At 62.2% G+C, this 16753-nt stretch carries 7 protein-coding genes; 5 read left to right on the forward strand and 2 right to left on the reverse strand.

What is annotated here, in order from left to right:
- Window positions 1-166: 166 nt before the first annotated feature.
- Window positions 167-5779, reverse strand: a complete 5613-nt coding sequence (locus tag BLT00_RS03940) for a putative Ig domain-containing protein (protein WP_092141466.1) — start codon at window positions 5777-5779, stop codon at window positions 167-169.
- Window positions 5780-6103: 324 nt separating this feature from the next.
- Between BLT00_RS03940 and BLT00_RS03945 the strand changes: the two genes are divergently transcribed.
- The 3 genes from BLT00_RS03945 (at window position 6104) to hemN (ending at window position 9401) form a co-directional block, all read left to right on the forward strand.
- The gene (locus BLT00_RS03945) at window positions 6104-6547 is read left to right on the forward strand and encodes a CopD family copper resistance protein (protein WP_092141463.1); all 444 of its coding nucleotides are present in this window, start codon (window positions 6104-6106) and stop codon (window positions 6545-6547) included.
- A gap of 95 nt (window positions 6548-6642) precedes the next feature.
- Entirely contained in the window at window positions 6643-8016 is a 1374-nt protein-coding gene (locus tag BLT00_RS03950; RefSeq protein WP_092141460.1) for an oxygen-independent coproporphyrinogen III oxidase, read from the forward strand.
- Window positions 8013-9401: an oxygen-independent coproporphyrinogen III oxidase gene (gene hemN, locus BLT00_RS03955; RefSeq protein ID WP_092141457.1), complete on the forward strand. Its 1389-nt coding sequence runs from the start codon at window positions 8013-8015 to the stop codon at window positions 9399-9401. Before BLT00_RS03950 ends, hemN begins: the two co-directional genes overlap by 4 nt.
- A gap of 146 nt (window positions 9402-9547) precedes the next feature.
- Here the strand turns inward: hemN and BLT00_RS03960 are convergent, their stop codons facing one another.
- A complete protein-coding gene (locus BLT00_RS03960; RefSeq protein ID WP_092141453.1) occupies window positions 9548-12205 on the reverse strand; it encodes an excinuclease ABC subunit UvrA in 2658 nt (885 codons plus the stop codon).
- A gap of 393 nt (window positions 12206-12598) precedes the next feature.
- Between BLT00_RS03960 and nosR the strand changes: the two genes are divergently transcribed.
- Together nosR and nosZ are read left to right on the forward strand one after the other, a co-directional pair.
- Entirely contained in the window at window positions 12599-14767 is a 2169-nt protein-coding gene (nosR, locus tag BLT00_RS03965) for a transcriptional regulator NosR (RefSeq protein WP_238992597.1), read from the forward strand.
- 53 nt (window positions 14768-14820) lie between these two features.
- On the forward strand, window positions 14821-16740 hold the full coding sequence (gene nosZ / locus BLT00_RS03970; RefSeq protein ID WP_092141450.1) for a TAT-dependent nitrous-oxide reductase: 1920 nt from the start codon (window positions 14821-14823) through the stop codon (window positions 16738-16740).
- Window positions 16741-16753: the final 13 nt, after the last annotated feature.

The following is a 16753-nucleotide window of genomic DNA, read 5'->3' on the forward strand; positions in this document are numbered from 1 at the left end:
GCAGCCGAGCGGGAGCAAGCTCCCTCGCCACAAAAGCCGCCCATGACCTTCAGCTTTTCTGGCACAGCACGCCGTCCTGTGGGGAGCTCTCTCGCGATAGCGGTGGTCAGTCAGCATCCATGCTGAATGTGCCGCAGCTATTGCGGGTAAGCCTGCTCAGGGGCAATCAGGCGGTGAAGTCGCTGGCGTGCAGCTCCTTGACGCCCACCAGTTCGAATTCGAACTCGGGGGTGGCGTCGGCGTTGGTGCTGCCGGAGAGGATGCCATCGACGAAGCGCAGCTGGCCGGTGGCGTTGGTGGCGTCGAAGGCGTTGCTGCCGATGAACGTGAAGGCATCGACCGTGGCGGTCAGCGGGTTGGCGTCCAGGCCGGTGAGGTCCAACTTGTCGAACTCCGTACTCTTGAAACCGCTGATCACATCGCGCAAGGCCCCGACGCCCATGTCTGACAGCGCACCAAATGCGTAGGTGTCCGCACCAGTGCCACCGGTGAGGTTGTCGGTGCCTGCGCCGCCAATCAACCGGTCATCGCCCGAACCACCCACCAGCGTATCGTTGCCGGCCCCTCCATCGAGGACGTTTGCCGCGCTGTTCCCCGACAGTGTGTCGGCGTAGGCGCTTCCTTTCAGGTTCTCGATGAACTTCAAGGTGTCGAGCCCGGACCCCACGGTGTTCTGTTGCGCCGACGTCGAGAGGTTGACGGTCACGCCAGACAGGGCGCGCTCGAAGCTGGCCGTGTCAATGCCATCGCGTCCATCCAGCACATTGTTGCCGGCGCCGGCGAACAGCGTATTGTCCAGCGCATTGCCGGTGCCATTGGCGGCGCCGGTGCTATCGACATACAGGTTCTCGACGTTGTTGCCCAAGGTATAGGTCGCGAGGCTGCTGTGCACGCTGTCGATCCCGCCAGTCACGGTATTGCTGTTGGTCTCGATCACGCTGTCGTCGGCATTGTCGACAAAGTAACTGTCGTTGCCGTCACCACCGCTCATGCTGTCGTTCCCTGCGGCGCCGTCGAGCACGTTGTTGGCGGCATTGCCGGTGATGAAGTTGCGCCGTTCATTGCCGGTGCCGTCGATGTCTGATACACCGGTGAGCACCAGATTCTCGAGATTGGCCCCCAGCGTCCAACTGACCGAGGCCTGCACCGTATCGATCTGCGCCGTCGATGTGTTGGTTTCCACCACACTGTCTAACGCGTTGTCGACCACGTAGATGTCGTTGCCATCGCCGCCGGCCATGGTGTCGGCGCCCAGGTCGCCATCGATCGTATCGTTGCCCGAACTGCCCACCAGGGTGTCGTCCTGGTCGGTGCCGGAGATCATCCCGCCCTGGTTCTGGGCGTTGTCGAAAATGTCCTGCACGCTGTTGTTGTCGTTGGGGTTGCCCTGGAAGCCCAGGTCATCGGCAATGTAGTCCGCCAGGCGTTGACCGACGATTTCCGCTGACTCCTCGTGCAGGTGCCAGACGTCATCGGGATACACCAGCGGGTCGACTTCGTAGCGCAAGGGCAGGTCGGTGTAGTCCACCGCCAGCTTGACGTCGGCGCGCTCGGCGGCCATGGCCTCCTGGGCGGCGCGGACATAACCGACGCCCTCGACGATGGACGCGATTTTTTCTTCCGAATAACCCCGGGCCCGGGCCGCATCCTCTTCGTAGTGACCGGTTTCCATCAGATAGACGCTGAAGTTGCCAAATTGGGCATGCAAATAGTCGAACACCTTCAGGGTCGCGGCCTTATAGGCCGCTGCTGCCGCGGCCTTGTCCGTGGCGCGGGCGATTTCCTGGGCGGCTTCCTCGCCCTGGCCCCAGATGATGCCCATGGTGACGTTGTCGATCGACTGCAGTTCGGTGCGCTGGTCGCGCAGCAACGTCACCGCCCGCAACAGTGCCGGCCCGGGTTGGTTGGTGTCTGTCAGCCACCAGCACAGTTGGAGTTCCTCGGGGCTGAGAGTGGACAGGCCGTTGACCGTGCTGCCGCCGACCGCGATGTCGATACCGTTGCCATCGGCATCGGTGAACTGGCTGCGCACGTCGTAGGTGGTGTAGCGGTTCAAGTCATTGACCAGCATCGAGGTGCCGGATTGGTCATCGTCCTCGGTCATGCGCAGCAGGCGCGCATTGGATTGGCCGAGGGTGGGCAGGTAGAGAATGTCCTGCTGGGCGCGCTCGCCGAAGACGAAGTCGTTGGCGGTGAGGGTGTTGAGGTAGTTGCCGTTGAGGGCGATCTCGAAGCGATTGCCATCGGCGTCGGCGTCGGCGGACTTGATGTAGGTTTTGTCGCCCGCCGTGTTCAGGGTCATGTACAGCGTGCCGTTGCTGCCATCGCCGAGGCCGAGAAAGCCCAGCCCTGAAACGTCGATTTTGTCGACGCCAACGGTAAAGTCATAAATCGTGTCGGTGGCTGTGACACCCCCGGTGTCGTAGTCGCGGTAGCTATCGGACAGGTTGCTGTAGCGGAACGTGTCGGCGCCATCGCCACCGTACAACGAGTCGCGTCCGGCACCGCCGTCGACGATATCCGCGCCGGTGCCGGCCTTGATCGTATCGTTGCCGCCGAGGCCGAGGATCAGGTCCGCACCCGTCGTGCCGTTGAGGGTTTCGGCGTTGTTGGTGCCGGTAATGGTGTTGGCGGGCGCATCGGCCACCACCAGGCTGAAGTTGTCGCTGACCGAGGCGCCCGAGGGGTCGGTGGCCTTGACCAGTATGTCGTAGTTGCCTGCAGCGGTGCTGGTTGGCGTGCCGCTGAAGGTCAGGCTGGTGGCGTTGAAGCTCAGCCAGGTGGGTAGGGCAGTGCCATTGGCGAGGGTCGCGGTATAGGTCAGCACATCCTGGTTGGCGTCGGTGAAGCTGTTGCTCGCCACCGTGTATTTGAAAGGCGTGCTTTCACTGGCGTTCTGGTCCAGGAGTGGGGTGGCCACGACCGGGGCCACGTTGGTGGGGTTGGTCTGGTCGGCGAAGACGAAGTGACTGGCCGTCAGGCTGCTGACGAAGTTGCCCGCCATCGAGATCTCGAACCGGTTGCCGTTGGCGTCGACCGTGAGGTCCTTGAGGTAGGTGCGGTTGGTCGACGAGCTGTAAGTGACCTGCAGGGTGCCGTTGAGCCCGTTGCCCAGGCCGGTATAGCCAAGCGCCGAGACATCGATCTTGTCCGCCGTCAGCTCGAAGTCGAGGATCTGGTCACTGGCGCTGGTGGAACTGGTGCGGTAGCTGTCGAGTTTCGAGGTGTAGCGGAACACATCGGCGCCGGTGCCACCGGTGAGTTTGTCGACCCCGGTGCCGCCGACCAGGATGTCGTTGCCGGCACCGCCATTGAGGGTGTCGTTGCCCGCGCCACCGAACAGTTGTTCATTGGCCGCGGTGCCGGTCAGCGTGTCGTTGTTCGGCGTGCCATTGATCACAATGGTGGTGGGAACGTCCTGCACGGCGAGGGTAAAGCTGTCGCTGACGATGGCGTTGCTGCCGTCGCTTGCTGTGACCTGGATGGCGTAGGTGCCCGACGCGGTGTCGGGCGGCGTGCCACTGAAGGTGCGGGTGGCGGCATCGAAGACCAGCCAGCTGGGCAGGGCGTTGCCATTGGCGAGTTTGGCGGTGTAGCTCAGGCTGTCGTTGTCCGGATCGGTGAAACTGGTGGCCGGCACCACGTAACTGAACGGGGTATTTTCGGTCGCGTTCTGGTCCAACAGCGGCGTCGCCAGTACCGGCGCCTGGTTGGTCGGCGAGGTGGTGGCGAAGACGAAGTTGGCGCTGGTCAAGGTGTTGAGGTAATTGCCATCCAACGCCACTTCGAAGCGGTTGCCATTGGCGTCGGCCTCCAGGGACTTGATGTAGGTCTTGGTGCCGGCACTGTTGAGCACCAGGTACACGGTGTTGTTCTTGCCGTCCCCCAGGCCAGTGAAACCCATGGCCGAGAGGTCGATCTTGTCGGCGCTGACGTTGAAGTCGGTAATCAGGTCGCCGAGGTTGGCGCCACCGGTGTTGTAGTTGCGGTAGCTGTCCAGGCGGTTGGAGAACACGAAGGTGTCCGCCCCGGCGCCACCGGTGAGGGTGTCCATGCCAGCACCGCCGTCGAGCTTGTCGTCGCCCGCACCACCGCTGAGGCTGTCATTGCCTGCCAGGCCGAGCAGGGTATCGGCCGCATCGCTACCCAACAGCGAGTCGCTGCCGCTGGTGCCGGTGATCACCCGGTTGAAGATGAAGTTACTGGCCGTCAGGGTGCTGCTCAGGTTGCCCGAGAGAATCAACTCGAAGCGATTACCGCTGGCATCGGCGTCGTAGTCCTTGATGTAGGTGCGGTCGCTGCTGGCGCTGTAGCTGACCTGCAGGGTGCCGCCACGGCCATTGCCCAGGCCGGTGAAACCGAGGCCGGCAAGGTCGATCTTGTCCTGGGTGACGTCGAAGTCGGTGATGGTGTCATCGAAACTGGAGGTGGCGTTGCGGTAACTGTCCGACTGGGCGACGAACCGGAACGTATCGGCGCCGGTGCCGCCAGTGAGTTTGTCGATGCCGGCGCCACCGACCAGGATGTCGCCACCGGCCGCACCATTGATCGTATCGTTGCCCGCGCCGCCATAGAAAATCTCGCTGGCGGCGCTGCCGAGCAGTGTGTCGTTGCCCGCGGTACCTTGCACGGTGGTCATCGGCACCGTGGCGCTGACGTAGCTGCCGTCGCCATAGACCAGCGTGGCGCCCTTGCTGGTGTGGCTGATGGTGTTGGCGATGATGGCGTTGCGGTCGGTGCCGTCTTCATTGCGCTCTGCAACACCGTAGGTCGACAGGTCGCTGCCGCTGATGATGTTGCCCTGGATGAGGTTGTCACTGCCGTTGAAGTACTTGCCGGACACGCCCAGGGTGTCGTCGTAGGACTGGATGATGATTTCCGGTACGGCGCCGCCCAGGGAATTGTTGTTGAGGGTGTTGTCGATGATTTCGACGTGGTTGCTGCCGTAGATGCGAATCCCGGCGCTGCTGTTATCGTGGATGTCGACGCCGGTGACGGTCACTTCGCTGGAGAGCTTGATCAGCACCCCTTCGGCGCCGTTGCCGTACACCTCGCCGCCGGTGATGGTGATGTTGCTGGGCGAGGGAATGTCCTCGCTGCCGCGCTGGATCACGATGCCATTGCCGCCGTTGTCGTAGGCGACGTTATTGGTCATGGTGAAATCGTGGGTGCTGGTGACGACGTTGAAGCCATGGCGGTCGTTGTCGTAGGCGACGTTGTTTTCGAAGGTGCTGTCGCTGAGGAAGTCGGCGACGAAGCCGTCCAGGCCGTTGCCGTGGGACACGCTGTTCTTGATGACCATGTTGACGGTTTGCTCGTGGGGGTCGAAACCGTACCCGGAGCAATCCTTGATCTCGACGCTGTCGAGGGTGACGTTGGAATCGTAGCCTTCTTCGCCTGGAATGTAGCCGTTGAACCAGCCGTCGACCTTGCCGGTGGTGCTGTCGCGGTTGCCGTCGATGGTGAGGTTGCTGACGCCGAAGTCGTGGGTTTCCTCGCCGTAGGCCGAGCGGATGATACCGGTGATCTTGGTGTCGGAGCCGTCGACCAGCTTGACCGTGGTCTCGCCCATGCCGTCGCCGTACAGGTAGACATTGCTCTTGAGCATCAGGCAGCCATCGGAAGGTTCCTCACCCCCCGAAACGATGTAGGTACCGGTCGGCATGTACACCTGCCCACCGCCGGCCGCTGCCGCCGCATCAATCGCACTTTGGATGGCTGCCGTGTCGTCGGTGATGCCATCTCCTTTGGCGCCAAAATTTTGTACGTTGAAAATCATGAGCTTATCTCCGTATCAGGCTTAAACCTAGGTAGACGTCAACATTCCATCGACGACCTTCGTGTTATGACCCAACGGAGCGCAAAAGTTGTGACCGCATATCGGGGAAAGTGTCAAAAAGCCGGACTAACTGATCAGCGGTTGTGTCGGAATGGGCAGGAGTAACGTTTCGTTGACGCTTTCTGAAGCCCGACGCCGCCTACTGTGGGGCCGTTGGTGTGGCGGACATGCGGCTTCCTTGATTGGCATCAAGCTCGTTTCCAGGGCTGCGGGATAACCTCGAATAAACCATCGCCCCGCTGAAGAGGGCGACCGAGGAACCCCATGATTTATCCGCTGTTTCTGACCTTGCACCTGTTTGCCGCGCTGGTTTTCATCGGCACGGTTTTCTTCGAAGTCCTGTTCCTGGAGAGCATCCGCAAACAACTGCCCATCAAGGTCATGGTGCTGCTGGAGCAAGGCATCAGCCAACGCGCCCGGCAGTTGATGCCGTGGGTGCTGCTGGTGCTGTTCGGCGCGGGCATTGGCATGGTCTGGCTGCGCTATTGGCCGGTGCTCTCGTCGCCGTTGCAGTCATCCTTCGGTTTGCTGCTGGGGCTCAAGATCCTGTTGGCGGGCAGTGTGCTGGGCCATTTCCTCTGGGCCATGTGGTTGTTCAGGAGTGGGCGCATGAACGCCCGCTACGTGCACATCATCCATACCAGCGTGTTCCTGCACATGATCGCGATCGTGCTGCTGGCCAAGGCCATGTTCTACGTCACCTGGTAAGCGCTGGCGCGTGGTTCCAAGGCGCTTGATACAGGTCAAGGTGCCCCGGCGGGTTACCCCGCAAACTGCTCCCGCACTGCCACTCGGAGATTGTCATGTTCGACCCGTTCCATACCCTCGGTGAGCGACCTTCGGGCCTCGCGTCTGTGGTGGCTGATTTCGATTGTCCGGTCGGTACACGTAGATTCCACACAGGCATCGGTTCGCTCGACCTGCTTCGAGGGTTGCGCAGCAGCCGTCAGAAACGACGGCCCTTGTCCCTGGCGGTGCACCTGCCTTCGCGCTTGCGGCTGGCGTCGTGTTCGCCCCTGGCCAGTGACTGCCGGTGCGGCGAGATCGAGGGTTATCTGCAACGTCTGACGTATGAGCTGGGGTTGGTCGGTTGCCACTTGGGCGCAGGGCGGCGTGTCGAGCAGTTTTGCCTGACCGGTGGCACACCGGTGATCGCTCATCTGCAGAAGTTGATGAGTGACCTGCGCAAGCGCTTCGACTTCAGTGAATACGACGGTGGCGACCACAGTATCGAGGTGGACCTGCACCACACGGATTGGTCGACCATGGGCCTGATCCGTGACCAGGGTTTCACTCATGTCAGCATCGGCGTCCCCGACATTGGCGTCGACAGCGACCTGTCGGTCGATTGCTACCAGAATCCGGCTCCGATCCATTCGTTGATCGATGCGGCGCGCACGTTTGGTTTTCGCTCCATCAACATTGACCTGGGCTACGGTCACGCTTGGCAGACGCCCAGCAGTTTCGCCCTGAAGCTGGCGACGCTGATCGAACTGGAACCGGACCGGTTGCACGTTTTCGACTATGCCCGCGCGCCTTATCGTTACCGCTCGAAGAACGCCGGGGTGGCCGGTGCCTTTTGCAGCCCGACCGACAAGGACGCCATGCGGCGCATCTGCTGCGAGCAACTGATTGGCGCCGGCTATCACTACATCGGCCTGGGCCAGTTCGTCAGGGCCGACGATGACCTGGCGGTGGCCCAGGAGCACGGACGCCTGCATCGCAATTGCCAGGGTTTTACCCGTCACGGTTGCTGTGATCATGTGGGCTTCGGTCTGTCGGCCATTACTCAGATCGAGCACCTGTACGTACAGAACACCGACGACCTGCATCAATATTGCCAACAGCTGGACGCCGGGCAGTTGCCGGTGTGTCGCGGCTGGCGCTGTGAAGCGCAGGATCAGGTCAAGGCGAGCGTGACCGAGCAGCTGTCCTGTGATCTGGAGCTGGATATCCTGGCCATCGAGGCACGCTTCGGCCTGGTGTTTCGCGAGCATTTCGCGTCTGTCTGGCCGTCGCTGGAAGTGTTGCATGACCAGGGATTGATCGAACTGTCGAGCCGGTTTATCGGCATCCTGCCCGCCGGGCGCTTGAACGTCGATGCGATCTGCAATCTGTTCGACCCAGGAATGGATGACGCAGGCCCACACCCTTTTGAAAAGTTGAACCCATCATGAATGCTGTATCCGGTTTCAATCGTGCCCTGGTGGAGAAATACGACCGCCCGGGGCCGCGCTACACCTCTTATCCGACGGCGCCGCAGTTCCACCAGGCCTTTGCCATGGACGAATACCAGCAGGCTGCCCAGCGCAGCAACCAGGCGCCGCAGCCCAAGTCGTTATCGGTGTACATCCATATCCCGTTCTGCCAGAGCCTCTGCTATTACTGCGCGTGCAACAAGATCATCACGCGTAAAAGCCATCGTGCCGTCGAATACCTGACCTACCTCAAGCGCGAAATTGCCCTGCAGGCGGGCTTGTTCGATCGCTCGCGCAAACTGACCCAACTGCATCTGGGCGGGGGCACGCCGACTTACCTGACCCATGAGCAACTGGCCGACCTGATGGACTGCCTGCACCAGTCGTTCGACATGGACGACAGCGACGCCCATGAGTTTTCCATCGAGGTCGATCCGCGGACCATCGATGCGCAACAGATCCAAGGCTTGCGCCAGCTGGGGTTCAACCGCCTGAGCTTTGGCGTCCAGGATTTCGATGCCCAGGTGCAGATCGCCGTCAATCGGGTGCAAAGCGAAGCCCAGGTCGTCGAGCTGGTGGAGGCCGCGCGCCTGGCGCGTTTCAAGTCGGTCAGCGTCGATCTGATCTATGGCCTGCCTTTGCAGACCATCGCCAGTTTCGATGTCACCTTGAGCAAGATCATCGCCCTGCGTCCGGACCGGATCGCGGCCTACAGCTACGCCCACCTGCCGCAACGGGTGCGGGCGCAACGGATGATCCGGCCAGAAGACATGCCGCCGCCAGAGCGCAAGCTGGAGTTGCTCGAGCTGACCATCAATCGCCTGACTGAAGCCGGCTACGTCTATATCGGCATGGACCACTTTGCCTTGCCGGATGACGAACTGGTACGCGCCCGCGCCCAGGGCAGCCTGCAGCGCAATTTCCAGGGTTACTCCACCCACGCCGACTGCGACCTGATTGGCCTGGGGGTGTCCTCGATCGGCAAGGTGGGCGACAGCTACAACCAGAACGTCAAGGAGCTTTCCCAGTATTACGCCCGGTTGGATCAAGGCTTGTTGGCGGTGCAGCGTGGTTATCGGCTGAGCGACGACGATCGCCTGCGGCGCGAGGTCATCAGCGAACTGATGTGTCACGCACGCATCGATTTCGGCCAGATCGAGCGCGCCCACGGCATTCGATTTACCGAGTACTTCGCCGATGCCCTGGACCGACTCCAGGAGCTGGTGCGCGACGGACTGCTGGACCTTCGCGACGACAAGCTGGTGTTGTTGCCCCAGGGGCAATTGATGATGCGCAACGTGGCCATGGCTTTCGACGCGTACCTGGGGGCGGACCAGACGGTTCAGTATTCGCGTACGGTCTGAAAACCGCTCTTGTGGCGAGGGAGCTTGCTCCCGCTGGGCTGCGAAGCAGCCCCAAGGCCAGTCACTGAGGTGTATCAGGTTGATGTAGTCAGCTTCATTGGGGGTGCTTCGCACCCCAGCGGGAGCAAGCTCCCTCGCCACGGGAGTTATCTTCCGGGCTGCAAAGCCCTTTTCAGAAACGCCGCCGTCCGGCTTTCCCGGCAGGCCGCGACTTCCTCCGGAGCCCCGCAGGCCACGACGTTCCCACCTTGGGAACCTGCGCCCGGGCCGATGTCGATGACCCAGTCACTCTGTGCCACGACGCGCATGTCATGTTCCACCACAACCACCGTGTGACCGTCCTCCACCAGGCGATTCAACTGTACCAGCAAGCGGTCGACGTCTTGGGGGTGCAGCCCGTTGGTGGGCTCATCCAACACATACAACGTCGCCCCCCGGGCCTTGCGCTGCAGTTCTGTCGCCAGCTTGATCCGCTGGGCTTCGCCGCCGGACAGTTCCGTGGCCGGTTGGCCCAGGCGCAGGTAGCCCAACCCGATATCTTGCAGCACCTGCAATGAGCGCCTGGCCGCCGCTTGCTCGGCAAACACCTCGAGTGCTTGGTTCACGGTCAGTTGCAGCACTTGGGAAATGTTCAAGCCCTGCCAGTTCACTTCCAGGGTCTGCGGGTTGTAGCGCGCACCATGGCAGGTGGGGCAGGGCGCGTACACGCTGGGCATGAACAGCAATTCCACACTGACGAAACCCTCGCGCTCACAGGTCTCGCAACGGCCCTTGGCGACGTTGAAGGAAAACCGTCCGGCATCGAATCCCAGTGCTTGCGCCTGCGCTGTCGCGGCAAACAGTTTGCGCACGTGATCGAACAGCCCGGTGTAGGTGGCGAGGTTGGAGCGCGGGGTGCGGCCGATGGGTTTCTGGTCCACCTGCACCAGCCGCCTGACCGCTTCAAGCCCAGCGCTAACGCGTCCGCCGCTGGTTTGCACGGGTTCGTCTTCCAGGCTTTGTTCATCGGGTTCGGCGTTGGGGCTGGCCTGGCCCAGGTGGGCGCCGACCAGATCCAACAGGGCCTGGCTGACGAGGCTGGATTTGCCTGAGCCGGAGATGCCGGTCACGGCGGTGAAGCAACCCAAGGGAAAGGCCGCGCTCAAGTTGTCGAGGTTGTTGCGGGTGATGCCTTCCAGGCGCAGCCAATCCCTGGGTGTCCGAGGGCTGCGTGCCATAACGTGTTCCTCGCCAAAGAGGTAGGCGCGGGTGCGTGATTCCGGCACTTGGCCGAGGCCTGACGGCGGACCGCTGTAGAGGACTTTCCCGCCTTGTTCGCCGGCGTCCGGGCCGACGTCGATGAGCCAGTCGGCCCGGCGCATGGTATCGAGGTCATGTTCGACCACAAACACCGAGTTGCCCGCTGCCTTGAGGCGTTGCAGGGCGCCAAACAGCGCCTCGCTGTCGGCCGGATGCAGGCCGGCGGAGGGTTCGTCCAGCACGTAGATCACCCCGAACAACTGGGAATTGAGCTGGGTCGCCAGGCGCAGGCGTTGCAGTTCGCCGGACGAAAGCGTCGGCGTGCTGCGTTCCAGGGCGAGGTAGCCCAGGCCCAGGTCGATCAGGGTGACGATCCGTTCCAGCAGCTCGGCGGCGATGCGTTGGGCGGCCAGGCGTTTCTCCAGGGAGAGATTGGGTGTGTGGCGCGCGTCGGGCCCACCCGCGTGCGGGTTGTCGCCCCTGGCGGCGCGTTGCTCGCGGGCTTTTCGGGTTTGCTGGTGGCTGAGGACGTCGCCCGTTTCTTCGGCCTGTTCCAGGTAGTCGGGTGCCAGGACGCGCTTGAGCACTTCGGCCAACTCAAGCAGCGGCAGGTGCGACAGCTCGGCGATGTCCAGGCCGGCAAAGGTCACCGTCAACGCCTGGCGTTTGAGCCGCTTGCCTTCGCACACGGGGCAGGGGCTGGCGCGCATGTATTGCGCCACGCGTTTGCGCATCTGCGCGCTTTGGGAGTGCATGAAGGTGTGCAGCAAGTAGCGTCGGGCGCCACTGAACGTGCCCTGGTAGCTCGGTTCGAGCTTGCGTTTGAGAGCAGCGCGGGTCTGGGCCGGGGTGAGCCCGGCGTATACGGGAACGGTAGGGGTTTGTTCGGTGAAGAGAATCCAGTCCCGCTGCTGCTTCGGCAGGTCGCGCCAGGGGATGTCGACGTCATAGCCCAGGGTCACCAGGATGTCCCGCAGGTTCTGCCCCTGCCAAGCCATGGGCCAGGCGGCCACGGCGCGCTCGCGGATGGTCAGCGACGGGTCCGGCACCATGGAGGCTTCGGTCACCTCATAGACCCGGCCCAGGCCATGGCATTCCTGGCAGGCACCTTGTGGCGTGTTGGGCGAGAAGTCTTCGGCATAGAGCATCGGTTGGTCGGCCGGGTAGCTGCCGGCGCGGGAGTAAAGCATGCGAATCAGACTCGACAGAGTGGTGACGCTGCCCACCGATGAGCGTGCGCTGGGGGTGCCGCGCTGTTGCTGCAAGGCGACTGCCGGCGGCAGGCCCTCGATGCTGTCCACGTCCGGCACGCCGACCTGGTCGATCAGGCGCCGTGCGTAGGGGGCGACGGACTCGAAATAACGACGCTGTGCTTCGGCGTAGAGCGTGGAGAAGGCCAGCGATGACTTGCCGGACCCCGACACACCGGTGAACACCACCAGGGCATCGCGGGGGATATCCACGTCGACGTTCTTGAGGTTGTGTTCGCGGGCGCCACGCACCCGGACGAAACCGGTGCCTTGCGGCAAGTCAGCGGTTGAAGCGGGGGCGTGGCGTGGGGGCATCGGGCATTCCTTGTGGACGTTGGTGCAACGTTTCAGGGCGCTATGGCGCTGCATTATGGCGATGGCAGAGTGGACTGGACCAGGATACCAACGGTGAACATGGCACAAAAGTGGGCACGGTCCTGTGGCGAGGGAGCTTGCTCCCGCTGGGGTGCGAAGCGCCCCTAATGAAGTTGATGACTCACAGCAATGACAGGCTTTAGGGCTGCTGCGCAGCCCAGCGGGAGCAAGCTCCCTCGCCACAAAGCGGTATGGCCCACATCCACGACCTTGTAATGGAAGACCTTTGTGGCGAGGCTCAAGTTTTTTCCCAAGTTGATTTCAATCAAGGGCCGAAGATGGGGCCGGCCCCTACCATGATCGCCAAGATCCTGTCTTTAAGCCCTGGCGTCCATGACCCCTCCCTTTGTGATGCTGCACCTATCCCGCCTCTGGCTCCGTGGACTGTTCGTTTTCCTGCTGTTGTTCACGGGCCTGGCCCAGGCCAAGGACTACGGCGACACCCCGCAACAGCGCATCCACCATGTCCTGGGCCAGACCGACGCGATCTCCGAGCCCGAAGGGCGGTTCAAGGTGCGCACGCTGTCCGCTGCCGGCAAGGTCCTGGGCTATGTGTTCCAGAGCCTGGACGTGGTGGACATTCCCGCCTATTCCGGCAAGCCGATCAACGTCCAGGTCATTCTCGATCCTGCAGGGGTGATCCTCGATGCCTATGTGCTCGAACACCATGAGCCGATTCTGCTGATCGGCATCGCCGAAGAAAAACTCCACGCGTTCAGCGCGCGCTACAGCGGCATCAAGGTCAACCAGCGGGTGGTGGTGGGGCATTCCAGCGACCCGAATGCCGTGACCGTGGATGCCATCGCCGGGGCTACCGTGACGGCGATGGTGGTCAACGAAGTCATCATGCGTGCCGCCCACGATGTCGCGGTGTCCCTGGGCCTGGTCAAGGGCGATGCGGGGTTGGCCGTGGCGCCGGCTCGTGTGCGCGAGGACATCTACGAGCCCGCCGACTGGAAGACCCTGACCGGCAACGGCGCTGTACGGCGCCTGCACCTGACTCGCGGTCAAGTAGACGCCACCTTCAAAGGCACCGACGCCGAACAGGTCGAAGTTGCCAGCGCCGCCCAGGCCGACGACACGTTCATCGACCTGTACGTCACCCACCTCAACCCGCCCACCATTGGCCGCAATCTGTTGGGCGATGGGCAATATCGCACGCTGATGAGCGAGCTCAAACCCGGCGAACAAGCCATTGCCGTGATGGGCAGCGGGCGCTATTCCTTCAAGGGCTCGGGTTATGTGCGCGGCGGCATTTTCGACCGGGTGCTGGTGCGTCAGTTCGGCGACGTCATCAGTTTCCGTGACATGGACTTCCAGCGCCTGGATGACGTGGCCGCCGAGGACATGCCTGAGTTCGACGAAATGGCGGTGTTCATCGTTCGCGCGTCCCACCGTTTCGACCCCGGTTCGCCTTGGAGCCTGGAGCTGCTGATCCGCCGCCAGACCGGGCCGGTCAGCGGTATTTTCAGCAGCTTCGAGCTGGCCTATCAGTTGCCGGAGCCTTACCTGGAGCGGCCATTGCCGACCGCCGAGCAACTGGCGGCCGCCGAAGAAGCGAGCCGGCCGATGTGGCTGACGCTCTGGTATCAGAAAAGTGTCGAAATCACCGTGCTTGGCGTAGCCCTGCTGGTGCTGACGGCGATCCTGTTTTTCCAGGATTCACTGGCCCGGCGGCCGACGCTGTTGCACTGGCTGCGCCGCGGCTACCTGGTCTTCACCGTGGTGTTTCTGGGCGGCTACGCCTTGGCGCAGTTGTCGGTGGTCAACGTGCTGACCTTCGTCCACGCCTTGTTCGAAGGCTTTCGCTGGGAACTGTTTCTCACCGATCCGCTGATCTTCATTCTCTGGGTGTTCACCGCCGGCAGCATTCTGCTGTGGGGGCGTGGGGTGTTCTGCGGCTGGTTGTGTCCGTTCGGCGCGTTACAGGAGTTGATCAACGAACTGGCGCGCAAGCTCAAGGTGCCCCAATACGAGTTGCCGTTTGCCGTGCATGAGCGGCTCTGGGCGATCAAGTACATCATTTTGCTGGTGCTGTTCGGCGTTTCGCTGGAGTCGATGGCCACCGCCGAGCGGCTGGCCGAAGTGGAGCCCTTCAAGACCGCCATCACCCTCAGGTTCGACCGCCAGTGGTGGTTCGTGGCGTACGCCGTGGGCCTGCTGGTGATCAACCTGTTTACCCGCAAGGTCTATTGCCGCTACGTCTGCCCGCTGGGCGCGGCCCTGGCAATGCCGACCCGGCTGCGGCTGTTCGACTGGCTCAAGCGCCGCAAGGAATGTGGCAACCCCTGTCAGCTGTGCGCCAAGGAATGCGAGATCCAGGCGATTCATCCCGATGGCCGGATCAATGCCAACGAATGCCATTACTGCCTCGACTGCCAGATGACCTGGCACAACGAAAACAAATGTCCGCCGCTGATCAACAAGCGCAAGAAGCGCGGCAAGGCGGCCGTGAGCGATCCGCAACTGATTCCCGTGGTGCAGGTGAACCCGGCGCCTTGAGGCACCCCAATGGCCTGTCCCTTGACCGTTTCATTCTTCATGGAGCACACAGCATGAGCGATAAAAAAAACCAAACCCCGGGCGTGGTGGAAGAACCCAGGGGTGTTAGCCGGCGCAGTTTTCTCGGCACTGGCGCGGTAACCGGTGCCGTACTGGCCGGCGCGACGGCGCTGGGGGCCGGGACGTTCACCCGTGAGTCCTGGGCTGCGGCGGCCAAGGAGGCCAAGTCCAAGATTCACGTCGGGCCTGGGGAGCTGGACGAATACTATGGTTTCTGGAGCGGCGGCCACCAGGGCGAGGTGCGGGTGCTAGGTGTGCCATCGATGCGTGAGCTGATGCGTATCCCGGTGTTCAACGTCGACTCGGCCACCGGTTGGGGCCTGACCAACGAAAGCAAGCGCATCCTGGGCGACAGCGCCAAGTACCAGAACGGCGATTGCCACCACCCGCACATCTCCATGACCGACGGCAAGTACGACGGCAAATACCTGTTCATCAACGACAAGGCCAACTCGCGGGTCGCGCGTATTCGCCTGGACATCATGAAGTGCGACAAGATCCTCACCGTGCCCAACGTGCAAGCCATCCACGGCCTGCGCCTGCAAAAGGTGCCGTACACCAAGTACGTGTTCGCCAACGCTGAGTTCGTGATCCCGCACCCCAACGACGGCCATACCTTCGACCTGCAGGACAAAAACAGCTTCACGATGTTCAACGCCATCGATGCCGAGAAAATGGAAATGGCGTTCCAGGTGATCGTCGACGGCAACCTGGACAACTCCGATGCTGACTACACCGGCAAATACGCCGCCAGCACCTGCTACAACTCCGAGAAGGCCTACGACCTGGGCGGCATGATGCGCAACGAGCGCGACTGGGTGGTGGTCTTCAACATCCCGCGCATCGAGGCGGCGATCAAGGCCGGCAAGTTCATCAACCTGGACGGTTCCAAGGTGCCGGTGGTCGATGGCCGCAAGATCGATGGCAAGGACTCCGAATTCACCCGCTACATTCCCGTGCCGAAGAACCCCCACGGGCTCAATACCTCGTCGGACGGTAAATACTTCATCGCCAACGGCAAGCTGTCGCCTACGGTCTCGATGATCGCCATCGATCGCCTGGACGATTTGTTCGCCGACCGCTTCAAGGACCCACGCGAAGTGATCGTCGCCGAGCCGGAACTGGGGCTCGGGCCATTGCACACCACGTTCGACGGGCGCGGCAATGCCTACACCACCTTGTTCATCGACAGCCAGGTGGTGAAGTGGAACATGGACGCGGCCATCCGCGCCTACAAGGGCGAAAAGATCAATTACATCAAGCAGAAACTCGACGTCCAATACCAGCCTGGCCATAACCATGCGTCTCTCACCGAAACCAGCGAGGCGGACGGCAAGTGGTTGGTGGTGTTGTGCAAATTCTCCAAGGACCGCTTCCTGCCCACCGGCCCGCTGCACCCGGAGAACGATCAACTGATCGACATTTCCGGTGAAGAAATGAAGCTGGTGCACGACGGCCCGGCGTTCGCCGAACCGCATGACTGCATTCTCGCGCGGCGCGATCAGATCAAGACCCAGAAGATCTGGAACCGCAACGATCCGTTTTTCGCCGACACCGTGGCCCGGGCGAAGAAGGACGGCATCAACCTGGAAACCGACAACAAGGTCATCCGCGACGGCAACAAGGTTCGGGTGTACATGACGTCGATGGCGCCGGCCTATGGCCTGACGGAGTTCACCGTCAAACAAGGCAATGAGGTGACGGTGACCATCACCAACATCGACCAGATCGAGGACGTGTCCCACGGCTTTGTCATGACCAACCATGGCGTCAGCATGGAGATCAGTCCGCAACAGACCTCATCCATCACCTTCACCGCCGACAAGGCCGGCTTGCACTGGTACTACTGCAGCTGGTTCTGCCACGCGCTGCACATGGAGATGGTCGGGCGCATGCTGGTTGAAAAGGCCTGAGTCATTCACTAGG

This window comes from Pseudomonas sp. NFACC51 (assembly GCF_900103575.1).
Taxonomy (GTDB): Bacteria; Pseudomonadota; Gammaproteobacteria; order Pseudomonadales; family Pseudomonadaceae; genus Aquipseudomonas; species Aquipseudomonas fluorescens_Q.

Bases quoted from the DNA above. Each gene is read 5' to 3' on its own strand.
- BLT00_RS03940 (WP_092141466.1), bottom strand. From the start codon at position 5,779: ATGATTTTCAACGTACAAAATTTTGGCGCCAAAGGAGATGGCATCACC.
- BLT00_RS03945 (WP_092141463.1), top strand. From the start codon at position 6,104: ATGATTTATCCGCTGTTTCTGACCTTGCACCTGTTTGCCGCGCTGGTT.
- BLT00_RS03950 (WP_092141460.1), top strand. From the start codon at position 6,643: ATGTTCGACCCGTTCCATACCCTCGGTGAGCGACCTTCGGGCCTCGCG.
- hemN (WP_092141457.1), top strand. From the start codon at position 8,013: ATGAATGCTGTATCCGGTTTCAATCGTGCCCTGGTGGAGAAATACGAC.
- BLT00_RS03960 (WP_092141453.1), bottom strand. From the start codon at position 12,205: ATGCCCCCACGCCACGCCCCCGCTTCAACCGCTGACTTGCCGCAAGGC.
- nosR (WP_238992597.1), top strand. From the start codon at position 12,599: ATGACCCCTCCCTTTGTGATGCTGCACCTATCCCGCCTCTGGCTCCGT.
- nosZ (WP_092141450.1), top strand. From the start codon at position 14,821: ATGAGCGATAAAAAAAACCAAACCCCGGGCGTGGTGGAAGAACCCAGG.